This window comes from Nocardioides oleivorans, assembly GCF_004137255.1.
GTDB classification, from domain to species: Bacteria; Actinomycetota; Actinomycetes; order Propionibacteriales; family Nocardioidaceae; genus Nocardioides; species Nocardioides oleivorans.
Map to the genome: position 1 here is coordinate 439,318 of NZ_SDWT01000002.1, position 16,424 is coordinate 455,741.

General features: G+C 73.3%; 16 protein-coding genes. 3 read left to right on the top strand and 13 right to left on the bottom strand.

Annotated elements, in window-relative coordinates:
- The first annotated feature begins 66 nt into the window (after positions 1–66).
- Entirely contained in the window at positions 67–2,181 is a 2,115-nt protein-coding gene (locus EUA93_RS17785) for an alpha/beta hydrolase (RefSeq protein WP_129401631.1), read from the top strand.
- Here the strand turns inward: EUA93_RS17785 and EUA93_RS17790 are convergent.
- The 12 genes from EUA93_RS17790 to EUA93_RS17845 form a co-directional block, all read right to left on the bottom strand.
- On the bottom strand, positions 2,118–5,312 hold the full coding sequence (locus tag EUA93_RS17790; protein ID WP_129401632.1) for an AAA family ATPase: 3,195 nt from the start codon (positions 5,310–5,312) through the stop codon (positions 2,118–2,120). The two genes, EUA93_RS17785 and EUA93_RS17790, sit on opposite strands and share 64 nt — an antisense overlap.
- Positions 5,313–5,336: 24 nt before the next feature.
- Positions 5,337–5,717 (bottom strand): DUF3037 domain-containing protein, encoded by a 381-nt coding sequence (locus EUA93_RS17795; protein ID WP_129401633.1) that lies wholly within the window; start codon positions 5,715–5,717, stop codon positions 5,337–5,339.
- Complete coding sequence (locus EUA93_RS17800) at positions 5,714–6,514, bottom strand: HipA family kinase (protein ID WP_129401634.1); 801 nt, start codon at positions 6,512–6,514, stop codon at positions 5,714–5,716. Before EUA93_RS17800 ends, EUA93_RS17795 begins: the two co-directional genes overlap by 4 nt.
- Positions 6,511–7,365: a PPK2 family polyphosphate kinase gene (locus EUA93_RS17805; RefSeq protein WP_129401635.1), complete on the bottom strand. Its 855-nt coding sequence runs from the start codon at positions 7,363–7,365 to the stop codon at positions 6,511–6,513. Before EUA93_RS17805 ends, EUA93_RS17800 begins: the two co-directional genes overlap by 4 nt.
- Before the next feature lie 23 nt (positions 7,366–7,388).
- The gene (locus tag EUA93_RS17810; protein WP_129401636.1) at positions 7,389–8,111 is read right to left on the bottom strand and encodes a GNAT family N-acetyltransferase; all 723 of its coding nucleotides are present in this window, start codon (positions 8,109–8,111) and stop codon (positions 7,389–7,391) included.
- 39 nt (positions 8,112–8,150) lie between these two features.
- Positions 8,151–8,639, bottom strand: a complete 489-nt coding sequence (locus EUA93_RS17815) for a phosphoribosyltransferase (protein ID WP_129401637.1) — start codon at positions 8,637–8,639, stop codon at positions 8,151–8,153.
- 15 nt (positions 8,640–8,654) lie between these two features.
- Positions 8,655–9,401, bottom strand: a complete 747-nt coding sequence (locus EUA93_RS17820) for a regulatory protein RecX (protein WP_129401638.1) — start codon at positions 9,399–9,401, stop codon at positions 8,655–8,657.
- Positions 9,401–10,453: a recombinase RecA gene (recA, locus tag EUA93_RS17825; RefSeq protein WP_129401639.1), complete on the bottom strand. Its 1,053-nt coding sequence runs from the start codon at positions 10,451–10,453 to the stop codon at positions 9,401–9,403. Before recA ends, EUA93_RS17820 begins: the two co-directional genes overlap by 1 nt.
- A 197-nt stretch (positions 10,454–10,650) precedes the next feature.
- On the bottom strand, positions 10,651–11,898 hold the full coding sequence (locus EUA93_RS17830) for an MFS transporter (RefSeq protein WP_129401819.1): 1,248 nt from the start codon (positions 11,896–11,898) through the stop codon (positions 10,651–10,653).
- 30 nt (positions 11,899–11,928) lie between these two features.
- A complete protein-coding gene (locus tag EUA93_RS17835) occupies positions 11,929–12,123 on the bottom strand; it encodes a DUF3046 domain-containing protein (RefSeq protein WP_129401640.1) in 195 nt (64 codons plus the stop codon).
- A complete protein-coding gene (locus tag EUA93_RS17840; RefSeq protein WP_129401641.1) occupies positions 12,120–12,737 on the bottom strand; it encodes a class I SAM-dependent methyltransferase in 618 nt (205 codons plus the stop codon). Before EUA93_RS17840 ends, EUA93_RS17835 begins: the two co-directional genes overlap by 4 nt.
- Positions 12,734–13,273, bottom strand: a complete 540-nt coding sequence (locus tag EUA93_RS17845; protein ID WP_207208822.1) for a DinB family protein — start codon at positions 13,271–13,273, stop codon at positions 12,734–12,736. The genes EUA93_RS17840 and EUA93_RS17845 overlap by 4 nt, the downstream gene beginning before the upstream one ends.
- A 43-nt stretch (positions 13,274–13,316) precedes the next feature.
- Here EUA93_RS17845 and EUA93_RS17850 point away from each other — a divergent pair, with 43 nt between their 5' ends.
- Positions 13,317–13,796 carry a GNAT family N-acetyltransferase gene (locus EUA93_RS17850; RefSeq protein ID WP_165355215.1) on the top strand — a complete coding sequence of 160 codons (480 nt, stop codon included), beginning with the start codon at positions 13,317–13,319 and terminating at the stop codon, positions 13,794–13,796.
- 20 nt (positions 13,797–13,816) lie between these two features.
- Complete coding sequence (locus tag EUA93_RS17855) at positions 13,817–14,788, top strand: YihY/virulence factor BrkB family protein (protein ID WP_129401644.1); 972 nt, start codon at positions 13,817–13,819, stop codon at positions 14,786–14,788.
- Between the two features lie 9 nt (positions 14,789–14,797).
- Here EUA93_RS17855 and EUA93_RS17860 read toward each other — a convergent pair whose 3' ends face one another.
- Positions 14,798–16,414, bottom strand: a complete 1,617-nt coding sequence (locus EUA93_RS17860) for an AMP-binding protein (protein ID WP_129401645.1) — start codon at positions 16,412–16,414, stop codon at positions 14,798–14,800.
- Between the last annotated feature and the right edge of the window lie 10 nt (positions 16,415–16,424).

The following is a 16,424-nucleotide window of genomic DNA, read 5'->3' on the forward strand; positions in this document are numbered from 1 at the left end:
GGTGCGCGGCTCCGGTTGCGTCGCGATTGCAACCGCCCTGCAACCACCGGGGACGAGGGTGAGGACATGCGAGCACGGGAGCCGGACAGCGAGGGGCACGTCGAGGTCGACGGGGTGAGCCTGGCCTGGGAGTCCTTCAACGACACCGCCGCGACGACTGTGCTCTTCGTGCCGATCGACACCTGCGTCAACAGTGGCGCGTGGAAGGGCCAGGTGCCCTACCTCGCGCAGCACTTCCGGGTCGTCGCGATCGACCCTCCCGGCAACGGCCGGTCGGGGCGTGCGCTCGACCCCGAGGCCTACGGCGACCTCGCGATGGTCGAGCACACGCTGTCGGTGATGGACCAGCTTGGCATCGAGCGCGCGGTCCTCGTCGGGATCTGCGTGAGCGCGTGGCAGGCACTGCTCACCGCGGCCCTGCACCCCGATCGCGTGCTGGGCGTGGCCGCCGTGGCGCCGTGGGCGCGCGACGACACCTCGCCCTACCCGGTCCGCCTCGAGGCGGCCCTGCGCTTCGAGGAGGAGCTGGACGACTACTCGGGCTGGAGGGGCAACAACCGCCACTACCTGCCCGAGCACTGGCCGGACTACGCCGAGTTCTTCTTCGACCAGATGCTGCCCGAGCCGCACTCCACCAAGCAGCTCGAGGACGTCGTCGGGTTCACCCGGCAGACCACCGGTCAGGTGATCCTCGCCGAGAACGCCGCGCCCCGCTTCCCGGACACCACCGCGGAGGCGGAGTCGCTCCTGCGCGGCATCACCGCACCGGTGCTCGTCGTCCAGGGCACCGCCGACCTGTGCCAGCCGCCGGGACGCGGGGAGAGCGTCGTGGCGTGGACCGGCGCCGAGCACCTCGTGCTCGACGGGTCCGGACACCTGCCGATGGCCCGCCACCCGGTGCTGGTGAACCGGGCGCTCAAGTCGTTCGTGGACCGCGCCGTGGGCGCCGTACCGGTGCCCCGTCCGCGGCGCGACGGCCGTCGGCGGCCGAAGCTCCTCTATCTCTCCTCGCCCATCGGCCTGGGGCACGTGCGCCGCGACCTCGCGGTCGTCGAGGCGATGCGTGAGCTGCGCCCCGAGCTCGAGGTGCAGTGGCTGACCCAGTCGCCGGTGGCGGAGTTCCTCGAGCACCGGGGCGAGGTGGTGCACCCGGCGTCGCGGCTGCTCGCCAGCGAGTCCGGGCACTTCGAGGCCGAGTGCGGCGAGCACGACCTGCACGCCTTCGACGCCGTACGCCGGATGGACGAGGTCCTGGTCAACAACTTCATGGTCTTCGACGACCTCGTCGCCCGGGAGCGGTTCGACCTGTGGGTGGGCGACGAGGCGTGGGACCTCGACCACTTCCTCCACGAGCACCCGTCGTCGAAGCGGGCGCCCTTCGTCTGGATGACCGACTTCGTCGGCTGGGTGCCTATGCCGGACGGGGGCGAGCGCGAGGCGTTCCTGACGGCCGACTACAACGCCGAGATGGTCGAGCACGTGGCGAGCTCACCCTCCCTGCGCGACCGGGCGGTGTTCGTCGGCGACGCGGCCGACGTCGTGGACCTGCCGCTCGGGCCCGGCCTGCCGTCCGCGCGGACGTGGACGCAGGAGCACTTCGACTTCGCCGGCTACGTCATGGGCCGGCGCCCCGACCCGGCACGCCGCGACGAGCTGCGCGAGCGCCTGGGCTACCGCCCCGACGAGGTGGTCTGCCTGGTCTCCGTCGGCGGCTCGGGCGTGGGCCACCACCTGCTGCGGCGCGCGGTCGCGGCGTACGCACCGATGGCGGCCCGGGTGCCGGGGCTGCGCATGGTCGTGGTCGCCGGCCCACGCATCGATCCCCGGTCGCTCGACCTGCCGGACGGGGTGCAGTCGCACGGGTTCCTGCCGGACCTCGACCTGCACCACGCGGCGTGCGACGTGGCGCTGGTCCAGGGTGGGCTCAGCACCACGATGGAGCTGACGGCGGCGGGACGCCCCTTCGTCTACGTCCCCCTGGAGCACCACTTCGAGCAACAGGTGCACGTGCGGCACCGGCTCGACCGGCACCGTGCCGGCCGCGCGATGGCGTACGCCGACACGTCCCCCGAGCGGCTGGCCGACGCGCTCGTCGGCGCGCTCGCACAGCAGGTGGACTACCTCCCGGTGCCGTCCGACGGCGCCGAGCGGGCGGCCAGGATGGTGCTCGACGTGCTCTGAGCGGCCTCGACCCGTGCCCGCACGGCCGGCCACAGGTCCGACGTCGCCTCCCGCAGCGGTGCCAGCAGCCGGTCCGCAGCCTCCACGTCGCCGCGCCGCCGGGCCGCCTCGGCCAGCAGGAGGTAGGCGTCCGCGCCGAGGACCCAGGCGCCACCGGGCGGGCAGGCCACCCGGGTGAGTGCCTCGCTCGCCTCGCGGGTGCCCTCCCCCGTCATGGCGGCCAGGGTGGCGGCGCACAGCAGTCGCCCGGGGCGGGCGGTGCCGCTCAGCGCGGCGAGCCCGGAGCGCGCCACCGCGACGGCCTCGGCGTGGTCCCCGGTCTCGACGAGGGTGGCGGCCAGCAGTCCCGCCGCCCAGGAGTGCCACCACGGATGACCGACGGCCGACGTCGCCTCCACCGCGGCCCGGCCCAGTCGCCGGGCCTGATCGAGGTCTCCCTCGAGCCGGAGCAGCCACGCCTGGTAGGACGTGAGCCAGCCCGCGTAGGCCGGGAACCCGCTGCGCCGGTTGAGGTCCAGCGCCTCCTCGATCCGCTCGCGCGCGCCCGCCCAGTCGTCGTACGCCGCCGGCACGAAGGCCGACTCGAAGACCACCCACTGGTGCAGCCAGGGGTCGGGGCGCGCGGCCAGCAGCGGCTGGAGCTGGTCGAGCACGGAGGCGAGACGGGGCGCGTCACCGAGGTACCACGCGGTCGTCTTCAGTCCGTCGAGGGCCAGGAGGAGCGCCTCCGCCGAGCCCGCGGAGCGGGCGCGGTCGACGGCCCGCTCGGCCCGGGCTCGCGCCCCCGCGAGCTGCAGGCGGCTGGCCTCCAGGACGGAGAGGCGGCACGCGAAGTCGGCCTCGGCGCGTCGGTCACCGAGCTCGGCCGCCAGCCGGACGCCGTCCTCCAGCGCACGGCCGATCTCGTCGGGCCTGACCTGCGCGCCGATCGCGGCGTCCCCGCCACGCGCGCGGAGGGCGGCGAGCTCGAGACGTCGCTCGCCACTGGCCCGGGCCCAGGCCAGGGCCTCGTCGATGTCCTGGATCGCGGCCGTCCAGCTGGTGCCGGCCTCGTGCACCCGGGCGCGCACGAGCAGCGCCCGGGCACGCGTGTCGGCCGCGACCGACAGAACGGCCAGGCACCGCTCGACCAGCGTCCGGGCGTCCTCGACCGCGGCGCTGAGCAGCGCCGCCTCACCCGCGAGGAGCCAGCCCCGCGCCGCGCGCGCGTCGTCGCCGACGGCACGGGCGTGGTCGGCCATCACCTCGGGCCGATCGGCGGTGAGGTCCGCGGCGCGGCGGTGGTAGGCGGCGGCGACCGCCTGCGGGAGGGCGGCGTACACGCACTCCTGGAGCAGGTCGTTGGCGAACTCGTAGACCGCACCGCTGCGCACGAACAGCCCGGCGAGCGTGAGCTCCTCGCCGTGCCGGGACGCGGCGACCTCCGACGTCTCGGCCAGCGCGCCCAGCAGTCGCGGGTCGAGGCGGCGTCGCAGGACGGCACCGGCCTCGACCACCGCTCGGGGACCGGGCTCGAGCCGGTCGACACGGGCGCGGACGCCTGCCGCCAACGAGGCGGGCACGCCGTCGTCGCCACCCTGCAGGGCACGCAGGCACTCGACCACGCTCAGGGTGTGTCCGGCGGTGCGGGCCATCACCTGGCCACCGTGCACCGACAGCCCGGCCGCAGCCGCCAGCTCGTCCACCGCCTCGGCCGGGAGGGGTCCGAGCCGCAGGTGCCGCGCGCGGTCGCCGAGCCGCTCGGCCACGGAAGGGTCCTCGCTGCGGACCGCTCCCACGAGCAGGACGCGGGCACCACCGAGGCGACCGGCGAGGTGTCCCAGGAGGTCGACCGTCGCGGCACCCGCGTCCTGGAGGTCGTCGAGGACGAGCACGACCGGACGCGTGGCGGCGAGCCGGCGCAGGCCCGCGACCACGGCGTCGTACGTCGAGCGGCGGTGCAGGTCGTGGTCGACGGGTGGGGCGGTCGTGCCGCGCACCACCTCGGCGAGGTCCGGGAGCAGGGCGACCCACGCGGCCTCGTGGTCGCGGACGACGGCCAGCAGCGCGTCCGGCCGCAGTCCCACGAGCGCCGGACGGAGGGCGTCGACGTAGGGCTGGAGGAAGAGCGACCTCTCCGCGGGGTGGCAGCGTCCCCGGAGGACCTGGCCCCCGGTGGCGGCGCAGTGGGCTGCGCCCGCGTCGAGCAGGCCGGTCTTGCCGATGCCGCCCTCGCCGACGACGAGCACGACGCCGTCGGCCCCTCCGCCGACCGCGGCGTGCCAGGCCTCGCGCACGACCGCGAGCTCCGGGTCGCGGCCCACCAGTGACGGCTGGTCGGGCGGATCGCGCGGGGCCGGCACCGCCACCGTCGCCTGCGGAGCCGGCTCCGCGTCGCGCAGCAGGGCCAGGTGGAGGTCGGCCGTCGCCCGGTCGGGGTCGGTGCCGAGCTCGCTGCGCAGGGCGCGGGCCACGGCGTCGTACGTCGACAAGGCCGCCGACACGCGCCCGTCCGCGGCCAGTGCCTGCATCAGGTCGCGCACCGCGCGCTCGTCGAAGCGGTCCGCGTCCACGCCGGCCGAGGCGACGGCCACGGCCCGCGCGGGGTCGAGCGCGAGAAGCGCCACGACGCGGTGGTGGCGTGCCTCGCGGCGCACGTCGTCGGCCTCACGCCTCACCTGCACGACCCAGTCGACGTCGTCCTCGTCGAGGAGGGCAGGGCCGTTGCCGAGCAGGCCGAGGGCGGCCGCGGCAGACGCCTCGGCGAGCGCGTGCTCGCCGAGGCCGAGCCGGGCTCCGGCCTCCGAGGCCAGCAGCGCGGCCTCGGCCAGGTCGACCGTCCAGGTGCCGCCGAGGCGGTAGGACCCCGGCACCCCGACCACCAGGTCGCGACCCAGCACCGGACCCAGCGTCCGGCGGATCCGGCTCGCCAGCGTGGCGACGTTGGCTCCCGGATCGGCCGGCACCGCGTCGGGCCAGAGCGCCTCCACGATGCGGTCCGTGCTCGTGGTGCCCCCGGAGGCGGCGAGCAGCGCGAGGAACGTCCGCGCCTTGCGGCTGCCCAGCTCGCCGCCCGCGAACGAGCGTCCGGCGGCCTCCACGACCAGCGCGGAGGACAGCCGGAACCGGACGGCGTCGCCGGACTGGCTCACCCCACGAGTATCAACCCCACGGGGCTACCCGACGAGGCGCTCGCGCAGGTGCTCGAGCTGGCGCGCCGGGTCGTCGGTGACGCCGCCGTGGACCGGACCCGGCTGGAGCACCGTGCTGCGCGGGGCCTTGAGGAACCCGAACCGCTGGCCGAGGGACTGCCGGGCGGCCGCGCCTCCACGCTCGTCGCCGCGGCAGACCCAGTCGACGAAGCCCAGCGCCTCGCAGACCTGGTCGACGTCGATGCCGGCGTCGAGGGCGTGCAACCGGTCGGCGTCGACGTTCCACACCGCGTCGAGGAAGTCGGCCGACTGGCAGTGGAGCACGACCCCGACGTTGAGGAACTCCTCGCGCTCGGGCCTCGGCACGCAGCGCAGCACGACGTACTGGTAGGCGAGCCGGGTCACGGCGCGACCTCGCCGTCGTGGCCGGGCAGCCACTGGCGGGTGCCGAGCCGCGCGGTCAGGAAGTCGACATAGGCCGCCCGCAGCTCGTCCGGACCGAGCTCGGTGCCCTCGGTGCCGTCGGTGCCCGGGAGCGGCTCGAGCCACACGTCGGGGACGGCGGCCAGCACCTCGACGAAGACCTCGCGGCCGAGCGACGCCGCGATCTCCCCGTCGAGCTCGCGCGCCCGGGCCGCGCAGGTCTCGAAGACGTGCCCGCTGACGTCCCAGGGCTGGGCGGCGAACTTCGCGGGATCGGTCACCCCGCTCCGCCAGCCGTGGTGGAAGTAGAGCGAGGCGCCGTGGTCGATGACCCAGAGGTCCCCGTTCCACAGCAGCAGGTTGGGGTTGCGCCAGGACCGGTCGACGTTGGCGGTGAAGGCGTCGAGCCAGAGCACCCGCGCGCCCTCGTCGTCGGCGACCGAGACCTGGCCGTCGACGCCGAACGAGCCGGGCAGGAAGTCGATGCCGAGATTGGGACCCACGCTCGCCCGGATGAGGTCCTGGACCTCCTCGTCCGCCTCGTAGCGGGCGATCTCGGGGTCCAGGTCGAGCACGACGAGTCGCGGGGTGCGCAGGCCCAGCCGGGTGGCGAGCTCGCTGACGACCACCTCCGCGACGAGGACCTTGGCCCCCTGGCCGGCACCGCGGAACTTGCAGACGTAGGTGCCCAGGTCGTCGGCCTCGACGATGCCGGGCAGGCTGCCGCCCTCGCGGAGCGGGGTGACGTAGCGGGTGACGGAGACGTGCTGAAGCGTCACTGGACCGGGGACTCCTCGGCCAGGCGCTTCTTCTCCGCCTCGACGTCGAAGTCGGCGGCCGGCCACTGCGGGTCGAGCCCGCGAAGCGTGTCGAGCAGGAGCTGGGCGACGGCGAGGTTGCGGAACCACTTCTTGTCGGCCGGGACCACGTGCCACGGCGCGACGTCGGTGTTCGTCCGCTCGAGCGCGATCTCGTAGGCCTCACGGTAGGCCGACCAGAAGGCCCGCTCGTCGAGGTCGCCGGGGTTGTACTTCCAGTGCTTGTCCGGGTTGTCCAGCCGCGCGGCGAGCCGCGCCTTCTGCTCGTCGGCGCCGACGTGCAGCATGCACTTGATGATCGAGACGCCCTGGTCCGCGAGCCGGGCCTCGAAGTCGTTGATCGCGCCGTAGCGACGCTGGATCTCGGCAGGCTCGGCGAGCTCGTGCACGCGGGCGATCAGCACGTCCTCGTAGTGGCTGCGGTCGAAGACCCCGATGTAGCCGGCCGGCGGGAGGCCCTTCTCGATCCGCCACAGGAAGTCGTGGGCGCGCTCCTCGTCGGTGGGTGCCTTGAAGCTGGTGATCCGCACGCCCTGCGGGTCGACCAGGCCGATCGTGTGGCGCAGGACGCCACCCTTGCCGCTGGTGTCCATGCCCTGGAGCACCAGGAGCACGCGACGCTCCGACCCCACGGTGCGCTGGGCCCAGAGCCGCTCCTGCAGGTCGGCAAGCTCGTCGCCCATCGCGAAGAGCGCCCCCTTGCCGTCGGCCTTCTTGCCGTCGAACCCGGGCGCGGCATCGGTCTCGATGGCGGTGAGGTCGACCGGGCCGGCGGGCAGCCGCAGGGCATCGGCGATGGGAGAGGTGGTCATGGGGACATCATGACCGACGGTCGTCAGCCGAGCACCCGACGCACGTCGAGCGTGCACCCCACCACGGTCGCCACACCACCGTCTCGCTGCCGCTCGTCGAACCACGTGCCCCGCACGAAGCCCACCTTGTCGAGCACGCGCAGCGACGCGGCGTTGCGGTGGTCGGGGGCGGCGAAGAACCCGGTGGCGTCCGGGAACCGCGTGGCCGCACGCACCATCCACGTCCAGAGCACCCGTGCCCCGATCCCGCGTCCGACCCAGTCCGGCTCGCCGATGACGTAGTCGAGCCCGACCGCGTCCGGGTCCGGGGTCAGCAGCGCGAAGTCGGGGAAGTCGCGGATCCGGTAGTCCTGCACGAACCCCACCGAGCGCCCGTTGACCTCGGCCACCCACATCCGGATCGGGGTGGTGCCGTCGATGCGGGGGCCGTAGGTCGCCGCAACCCGCTCCTGGCTCGGCTCGCCCTCGTGGTGCCACCAGCGCTGCACGTGCGGCTCGCCCAGCCAGCGAGCCAGGACCGGCAGGTCGCCGTACGTCATCGCCCGCAGGGTCGTCGTGAGGTCAGGCTCCACCGCGAAGACCAGGGTCTCGCCGGCGAGGTCCGTCGCCACCGGTGCCCCAGCGGCCGTCGCCGCGACCCGGCGCGCTGCTGCGGCCCACGACTCGGCGGGCCGGACGGCGCCGGTCAGCTCGTGGCCCCGCACCCGCACGACGACAGGGACGACGGCAGCAGGGACGGGTTCCACCGTCCCACCTTCTCAGCCCTCGCGGGCCCGACGGCAGGGTCAGTGTGCGAGTCCGCTTCCGACGACCGGCGGGAGGACCGACCACGGGAAGTCGATCCAGAGGTCGGTCTCGCGCCAGGCGTAGTCGGGCTTGATGACCGAGTGCGGCTTGTCGTAGATGACGACCGTGCGCGCCTCGGCGACGTGGCCCTCGCAGAACTCGTGGACCAGCTCGAGGGTGCGACCGGTGTCGGCGACGTCGTCGGCGATGAGCACCTTGAGCCCGGACAGGTCGACCGCGGCCGGGGTCGGCGGCAGCATGATCGGCACGTCGAGGCGCTCGTCGACGCCGGTGTAGAACTCGACGTTGAGGACGGACAGGTTCTTCACACCGAGTGCGTAGCCGAGCCCCATGCCGAGCGCCAGGCCACCGCGGGCGATCGAGAGGACCATGTCGGGCTGGTAGCCGGAGTCGGCCACCTGCTGGGCCAGGTCGCGGGTGGCCGTGCCGAACAGCTCGTAGGTCAGGACCTCACGCTCGTTGCTCACGAGGCCATCCAACCGTCAGTCGTCCGGCGGCGCCATGTCGTCGGTCACGAGACCCTCATCACCCGCGGCTGCGTCGGCGAGGGCCTCGCGCACGACCGAGAACGCGATCGCCGAGGAGTAGCCCTTGCGCGCCAGCAGGCCCGCCAGCCGTCTCGTCGCCACCTGCGGCTCGAGACCGCGCATCGACCGCAGCTTCCGCTCGACCAGTGCCCGTGCCGCGTCGCGCTGGTCGGTCTCGTCGATCTGCTCCAGGGCCTCGGCGACGTGGTCGTCGGCGACGCCCTTGCGGCGCAGCTCCTGCTTGAGGGCCATGGGGGCGAGGCCACGGCTGCGGTGCCGGCTCTCCACCCACTGTCGCGCGAACGCGGCGTCGTCGATGAGGCCGACCTCGGTGAACCGGTCGAGCAGCCCCGCGGCGAGGTCGTCGGGCACGCCCCGCTTGGCGAGCTTGTCGGCGAGCTCCTGGCGCGTGCGGGCCTGCCCGGTGAGCGTGTCGAGGAGGATCTTGCGGGCCACCGCCTCGGGGTCGGCCTCGACCTCCGCGGCGGCGGCCTCCTCTCGGGCGAGCCGAGCGGCCTCCCGCTCCTCCCACGTGCGGCGGGGGCGGGACTTCTTCCTGCCCTTCGCCGCGCCGGCAGACCTGCCGGTCGAGTCCCGCGACCTGCGCGGCTCGTCCGGCGTGGGCGGGGACTGCCCCACCCACGCCTGGACGCCGAGGCCGACGTCGCCGACCCAGTCGGGGGCGGGACGTGACTCCGACATCAGAAGTCGTCGACCCCGATGGGCTCGTCGCTGAGGTCGTCAGCGGGCTTGTCGACGCTGGGCGTGACACCGAGCTTCTCGAGGATGAGCTTCTCGATCTCGTTGGCGAGGTCGGGGTTGTCGCGCAGGAAGTTGCGGGAGTTCTCCTTGCCCTGGCCGAGCTGGTCGCCCTCGTAGGTGTACCAGGCACCGGCCTTGCGGATGATGCCCGCCTCGACGCCGACGTCGATCAGGCCGCCCTCGCGGGAGATGCCCTTGCCGTACATGATGTCGAACTCGGCCTGCTTGAACGGCGGGGCCACCTTGTTCTTGACGACCTTGACGCGGGTGCGGTTGCCGACCATGTCAGTGCCGTCCTTGAGCGTCTCGATGCGACGCACGTCGAGGCGCACCGAGGAGTAGAACTTCAGCGCGCGACCACCGGTGGTGGTCTCGGGCGAGCCGAACATGACGCCGATCTTCTCGCGCAGCTGGTTGATGAAGATGGCGGTGGTGCCGGAGTTGTTGAGGGCACCGGTCATCTTGCGCAGCGCCTGGCTCATCAGGCGGGCCTGGAGGCCGACGTGGCTGTCGCCCATCTCGCCCTCGATCTCGGCCCGGGGCACGAGCGCCGCGACGGAGTCGATGACGATCAGCGAGAGCGCACCGGAGCGGATCAGCATGTCGGCGATCTCGAGCGCCTGCTCACCGGAGTCGGGCTGGGAGACCAGGAGGGCGTCGGTGTCGACGCCGAGGTTCTTCGCGTAGTCGGGGTCGAGCGCGTGCTCGGCGTCGATGAAGGCGACGATGCCGCCGGCCGCCTGGGCGCTGGCCACCGCGTGGAGGGCGACCGTCGTCTTTCCGGAGGACTCCGGACCGTAGATCTCGACCACGCGTCCGCGCGGGAGACCACCGAGGCCGAGGGCCACGTCGAGGGCGATCGACCCCGTGGGGATCACCTCGAGCGGGGCACGCGTCTCGTCGCCCAGTCGCATGACCGAGCCCTTGCCGAACTGCTTCTCCACCTGTGCGAGGGCGGCGTCGAGTGCCTTCTCGCGGTCTGCTCCAGCCATTGCTGTGTCCCGTTCTCTCGTCGTTGTCTGCGGTACTTATGCGACGCTAGGGCGAGCCACTGACAGTCCCTGATCAGGACCGTCGACGCTGTGGACAACCTCGCCCCTCGTCGTACCTGTGGAGAGAATCTAGCCCGAACAGGTGTTCGATGCACCGTTCGACACGCGGCGTGTCGCGGGCAGATCCGGGAGCCGGGTCACGCGCGGCTGCGGGTCATCCGGCCCGCGACCACGACCACCGCGGCCAGCACCGACCCGAAGAGCGCGAGCGCGCCGTAGCCCGGTCCCCCGACGATGACTCCGGCGAGCGCACCGCCACCTGCCGCGGTCAGCGACATGGCCATGTCGGAGGTGCCCTGGACGTCGGTGCGCGAGGCGATCGGCGTGCGGTCCGCGATGACCGTCGAGGCGGCCACGGTCGCGCACGACCAGCCGAGGCCGAGGAGGAACAGCCCGACGAAGATCTCCCACGACGAGCCCTGGGGCGAGGACCCGCACAGGGCGAGCGAGACCATCAGCACGACTCCCCCGGCCACCAGCACCGCCGAGCGACCGAACCGGTCGGCCGCCCAGCCGACGACCGGCGCGAAGGCGAACATCCCGAGCACGTGGATCGAGATCACGAAGCCGATGACCTCGAGGTGCGCGCCGCCGTGCTCCATGTGGAGCGGCGTCATGATCATCACGGTCACCATCGCCGCGTGGGCGCAGGCCATCGCCACGACCGCGTGGCCGACGACGGGCACGTCGCGGACGACCTCGACGAACCGGACCCACGAGCGGTCGCCACCCGGGCCCGAGGTGGCCGACGGCGTGACGCCCGCGGTCTGCTGCGCGAGCAGCAGCGGGTCGGGCCGCAGCCGCAACCACACCCACAGGGCGGCGAGGAGGAGCACGACGGAGCCGATCGCGAAGCCCCCGGTGAGCTCGGGGACGCCGAGCCACCGGGCGGTCACGCCGCCGACGCCCACGAGGTTCGGGCCGGCGACGGCCCCGATCGTCGTCGCCCACACGACGATCGAGAGCGCACGGGCGCGGTGCTCCTCGGTCGCGAGGTCGGTGGCGGCGTAGCGCGACCCGTTGTTGACGGCCGTGGTCGCGCCGAGCAGCACGGCACCGACCAGCAGCACCAGCATGGAGTCGACGACGCCGGCCACGACGGCGAGCACCGCTCCCGAGGCCCCGAGGAGGTAGCCGGTGACGAGGCCGACGCGACGTCCGTGCCGGCGCATCACCCGCGCCAGTGCGTACGCCGCCGCGGCCGTGCCGAGCACCTGGAAGGTCTGCGCGAGCCCGGCCATCGCCTCGCTCCCGGAGATGTCCCGGGCGAGGAGCGAGGCGGTGGTGACGCCGATCGTGACCCCGACCGCGCCGACCGCCTGCGAGACGACGAGCGTGCGGACGGTGCGGCGCTGGACGACCTCGACGTCGGCGCCCACCGCCATCGTCACGACGTGCTCACCGTCATGCCGTGCTCACCGCTCGGAGTCCGGCAGCTCGAGCTGGCGCCACACGGCGGCCCAGACCTGCTTGGGCGGCACCCCGGCGTCGAGGGCCTCCTTCGTCGTGCGGCCGTCGAGGTCGCGCACGACGGTGAGCTCGGCCCAGGTGCGGGAGTAGGCCTTGCCCAGGGCGTGGTCGAGCCGGGCCCAGAACTCGGTGTGCCTCATGGCGCCACCGTGCCACGGACCGCCGACACCTCGAGCCACGACTCCTGCCGCTTGCCCGCGACCCCGGAGCGGACGTGCACCTCGTCCCAGCCCGCATCGCGCACGGCGACGCCCAGGGGTCCCGACTGCCAGTAGGTGAAGTGGCGTGGGTTGCTGATCGACCCGTGCGTCGACCACCCGTCGCCGTCGCCCTCCTTGACCGACATGCGGAGCAGGCCGCCCGGTCGGGTGACCGCGGCCAGCCGGGCCAGCACCGTCGGGAGGTCGGCGCGCGCGACGTGGAGGAGCGACGCGTTCGCCCAGACGGCGTCGTACGGCCCCTCCGGCGAGGCGAGGTCGTCGGTCACGGGGTCGAGGAGGTCGGCGGCGTGGCCCTGCTCGCGCAGCAGCGCGACGAAGCCGGGCGTGATGTCGGTGCGCCGGACCGCGAGGCCGAGCCCCTCGAGCAGCAGCGCGTCGCGCCCGCCGCCGGAGCCGATCTCCAGTACCCGTGCGCCGGCGCCCAGTCGGGAGCCGAGGTCCTCGATGTCCGCACGGACCGAGTCGGGCACGGCGGGCGTGGCGTCGGCGTACGCCCTCGCGTCGAGGTCGTAGGCGCGGACGGTCTCGTTCACGACCGCGTCCGCGCGGGGGCCGCGTGCACGTCGTGGAGGTGGTGCACGACGTCGTGCAGGTGGTAGCTGCCCAGGGTCTCGACGGTGAACTCGCTGCCGTTGGAGCGCAGTCCTCGCCGGTCCCTCGTGGCGTCGGTGATCGTGGCGTAGGTGCCCGCGACCGTGCCGGCCGCCTCGATCAGCTCGACCGCGACGGTCCCCGGGTCCTGCGCGGGATAGTCGCTCTCCAGGGCCGTGGCGTCCTGGTCCCAGTTGGCGAAGGTCGGGACGTCCTCGTCGAGCATCAGCCGCAGCCGCTGGGCGAAGAGCCGGTGGACGTCGCGCACGTGGCAGCCGTACTCCAGGTCGGACCACACGTCGGGCGCCGGCCGCTCGCGCACGGACGGGCGGGCGAGCACCTCGGACCACGTCATGGCGGTGTCGTGGACCAGCCGCGGCAGGTCCCCGATCCCCTGCGCCGCCGGCTCGAAGCCGCACTCCGGGCACGGCCGCTCCAGGACCCAGGTCCAGTCCTTGATGTCAGGAGTGATGCTCATGACCGTCATCCAACCAGCCGGTCGACCGGGGACAATGGGCGGAATGGACATCCGCCGCGCACTTCCCGCCGACCTCCCGACGGTCTTCGGGATCTACGCACGCGAGGCGCGTGAGGGCCACGCGACCTTCGACCACGAGCCGCGGCCGATGGAGCTGTGGGAGGACAAGCTCGCCGCGGACGACCACTTCCTGGTCGCCGAGCACGAGGGCGCGGTGGTCGGCTACGCCACGTCGTCGCCGTTCCGGCCGAAGCCCGCCTACCGCCACACCCGCGAGACCACGGTCTACGTCGCCCCCGGGCAGCAGGGGCGCGGCGTGGGGCGGGCGCTGTACGACGACCTCCTCACGCGGCTCGTCGGCGACGGGGTCCACCTCGTCGTGGCCGCCGTCGCCCTGCCCAACCCCGGCAGCCTGGCGCTGCACCGCGCCTGCGGCTTCGAGGAGGTCGGGGTGATGCGCGAGGTGGGTCGCAAGCACGACCGCTGGATCGACGTGGTGTTCCTGCAGAAGGTGCTGGGCTGAGCGAGCCGTAGGGTGCGCCCATGACCACCGCCAGCACCGTCCCGGTGACCACGGAGATGGACGGCGACGAGCTCGACGCCGAGGACGCCTGGCACCTGGCCCGCCGGCACGGCGTGCGGCGGATCCTGCTCGAGTCGGCGGTGCGCTTCCGCTACGGCGACGGCTTCACCAACAGCCGGGCGCTGGCCCTGCAGACCTGCCTGGCCGTGGTGCCGTTCCTCCTCGCCGTGATGGGGCTGGCCTCGGACATCGACGACGAGCGCCCGGCGCGGGTGGTGGCGATGACCGTCAACGCCATCTCCCCCGCCTCCGGTGGCGACGACGCCGTCGCGCAGGCCGTCACCGGAGGTTCCGAGGGGGCGGGCGAGCTCGCGCTGGCCCTCGGCCTCGTCCTCGCGCTGGTCTCGATGACGACCGCGATGGCGCAGGTCGAGCGGGGCGGCAACCGGATCTACGGCATCCGTCGCGACCGGCCCGCGCTCGCGAAGTACGGGCGGGCCGCGGTGTTCACGGCCCTGCTCGCCGGACCCGTCGGCCTGGGCTTCCTCGCCCTCGTCGGCGGCGGGGCGTTCGGGGACGCGATGGTCGCGGAGTACGGCTGGTCGCAGGGCGCGCACCACACGTGGGACGTGGCGCGCTGGCCGCTGGGCCTGCTGGCGCTCGTCGTGGCGATCGCCGTCCTGTTCGACCACGCGCCGCGCCGCCGCCAGCCGGCCCTCTCGTGGCTGGCCCTCGGCGCGACCCTCACGGTCCTCGGCAGCATGGTCGCCGCCGCGGCGCTCGCGGCCTACGTCAACCTGAGCGGCTCCTTCACCAGCACCTACGGGCCGCTGGCCGGTGTGTTCGCGCTGCTGCTGTGGAGCCTGCTGTCCTCGATCTCGCTCTTCTACGGCCTGGCGGTGTGTGCGCAGCTGGAGTCCATCCGGGCCGGCGACGACGCGCCGGCCGACGACGACCCGGGGCGCCCGCACGCCCGGGTCGTGAGCGGCTGAGGCCTCAGCTCAGCCCAGGCCCAGCTCCTGCGTCGACACCTCACGCATCTCGACCTTGCGGACCTTGCCGGTCACCGTCATCGGGAACTCCTCGACGACCATCACGTAGCGCGGGATCTTGTAGTGCGCGAGCCTGCCGGTCGCGAACTCGCGGACGGCCGCGGCGTCGAGCGGCGTCGTACCGGGTCGCATCCGCAGCCAGGCGCAGAGCTCCTCGCCGTACTTCGCGTCCGGCACCCCGACGACCTGCACGTCCTCGATGTCGGGGTGGGTGTAGAGGAACTCCTCGATCTCGCGCGGGTAGATGTTCTCGCCGCCGCGGATCACCATGTCCTTGATCCGACCGGTGATCCGCACGTAGCCGTCGTCGTCCATCACCCCCAGGTCGCCGGTGTGCATCCAGCCCTCCGGGTCGACGGCCTCGGCGGTCTTCTCGGGGTCCTCCCAGTAGCCGACCATCACCGAGTAGCCGCGCGTGCAGAACTCCCCGGCCTCGCCGCGCGGGAGGGTGTCGCCGGTGACCGGGTCGACGACCTTGACCTCCAGGTGCGGCGTGACCCGGCCGACGGTCCCGACCTTGCGCTCGAGCGAGTCGTCGGTATGGGTCTGCGTCGACACCGGTGACGTCTCGGTCATGCCGTAGCAGATCGTCATCTCGTCGATCCCGGCGTCGATGAGCTTCTTCATCATCTCCTCGGGGCACGGGGAGCCGGCCATGATCCCGGTGCGCACGGAGGAGAGGTCGTACGACGCCAGGTCGGGCAGCGCCCACTCGGCGATGAACATCGTCGGGACGCCGTAGAGCGAGGTGCAGCGCTCATCCGCCGTCGCCTTGAGCGTCAGCGCGGGGTCGAACCCCGGAGCCGGGATCACCATCGTGGCGCCGTGCGAGGTGCACGCGAGGTTGCCCATGACCATCCCGAAGCAGTGGTAGAAGGGCACCGGGATGCAGACCCGGTCGTCGGCGGTGTAGCGGCAGACCTCGCCGACGAGGTAGCCGTTGTTGAGGATGTTGCGGTGGCTGAGGGTCGCACCCTTCGGGAAGCCGGTCGTGCCCGACGTGTACTGGATGTTGATGGGGTCGTCGGGCTCCAGCGAGGCCGCGCGCGTGCGGAGCTCGTCGTCGCCGACCCCGTCCCCGTCGGCGAGGAGGCCGCCCCAGCTGTCCTCGTCGTCGAGGTGGACGACCCGCTCCAGCGCCGCCGTCTGGTCGGCGGTCTGCTCGACCATGCCGCGGTAGTCGCTGGTCCTGAAGGACGTCGCACAGACCAGCAGCCGCATGCCGCTCTGGTTGGCGACGTAGGAGAACTCGTGGGTGCGGTAGGACGGGTTGACGTTGACCAGGATCGCGCCGACCTTCGCCGTCGCGAGCTGCACCAGCGTCCACTCGGCGCTGTTGGGTCCCCAGATGCCGACCCGGTCGCCCTTCGCGATCCCGGCGCCGATCAGCCCGCGCGCGAGCCGGTCGACGTCGCGGTCGAGCTCGGCCCAGGTCCAGCGGCGCCCGCTGCTGCACTCGACGAGCGCCTCGCGGTCGGCGTACGCCGCCACCGTGCGCTCGAGGTTGGCCCCGATCGTCTCCTCCAGCAGCGCCGGAGTGGTCTCGCCCTGTGCGTAGGAGTCCATCCCAGCAACC

Excerpts from the sequence above, each read along its gene's own strand:
- EUA93_RS17855 (WP_129401644.1), top strand. The coding sequence starts at position 13,817 with ATGACCACCGCCAGCACCGTCCCGGTGACCACGGAGATGGACGGCGAC.
- EUA93_RS17805 (WP_129401635.1), bottom strand. The coding sequence starts at position 7,365 with ATGACCACCTCTCCCATCGCCGATGCCCTGCGGCTGCCCGCCGGCCCG.
- EUA93_RS17785 (WP_129401631.1), top strand. The coding sequence starts at position 67 with ATGCGAGCACGGGAGCCGGACAGCGAGGGGCACGTCGAGGTCGACGGG.
- EUA93_RS17860 (WP_129401645.1), bottom strand. The coding sequence starts at position 16,414 with ATGGACTCCTACGCACAGGGCGAGACCACTCCGGCGCTGCTGGAGGAG.
- EUA93_RS17820 (WP_129401638.1), bottom strand. The coding sequence starts at position 9,401 with ATGTCGGAGTCACGTCCCGCCCCCGACTGGGTCGGCGACGTCGGCCTC.
- EUA93_RS17850 (WP_165355215.1), top strand. The coding sequence starts at position 13,317 with ATGGACATCCGCCGCGCACTTCCCGCCGACCTCCCGACGGTCTTCGGG.
- recA (WP_129401639.1), bottom strand. The coding sequence starts at position 10,453 with ATGGCTGGAGCAGACCGCGAGAAGGCACTCGACGCCGCCCTCGCACAG.
- EUA93_RS17835 (WP_129401640.1), bottom strand. The coding sequence starts at position 12,123 with ATGAGGCACACCGAGTTCTGGGCCCGGCTCGACCACGCCCTGGGCAAG.
- EUA93_RS17845 (WP_207208822.1), bottom strand. The coding sequence starts at position 13,273 with ATGAGCATCACTCCTGACATCAAGGACTGGACCTGGGTCCTGGAGCGG.
- EUA93_RS17830 (WP_129401819.1), bottom strand. The coding sequence starts at position 11,898 with ATGGCGGTGGGCGCCGACGTCGAGGTCGTCCAGCGCCGCACCGTCCGC.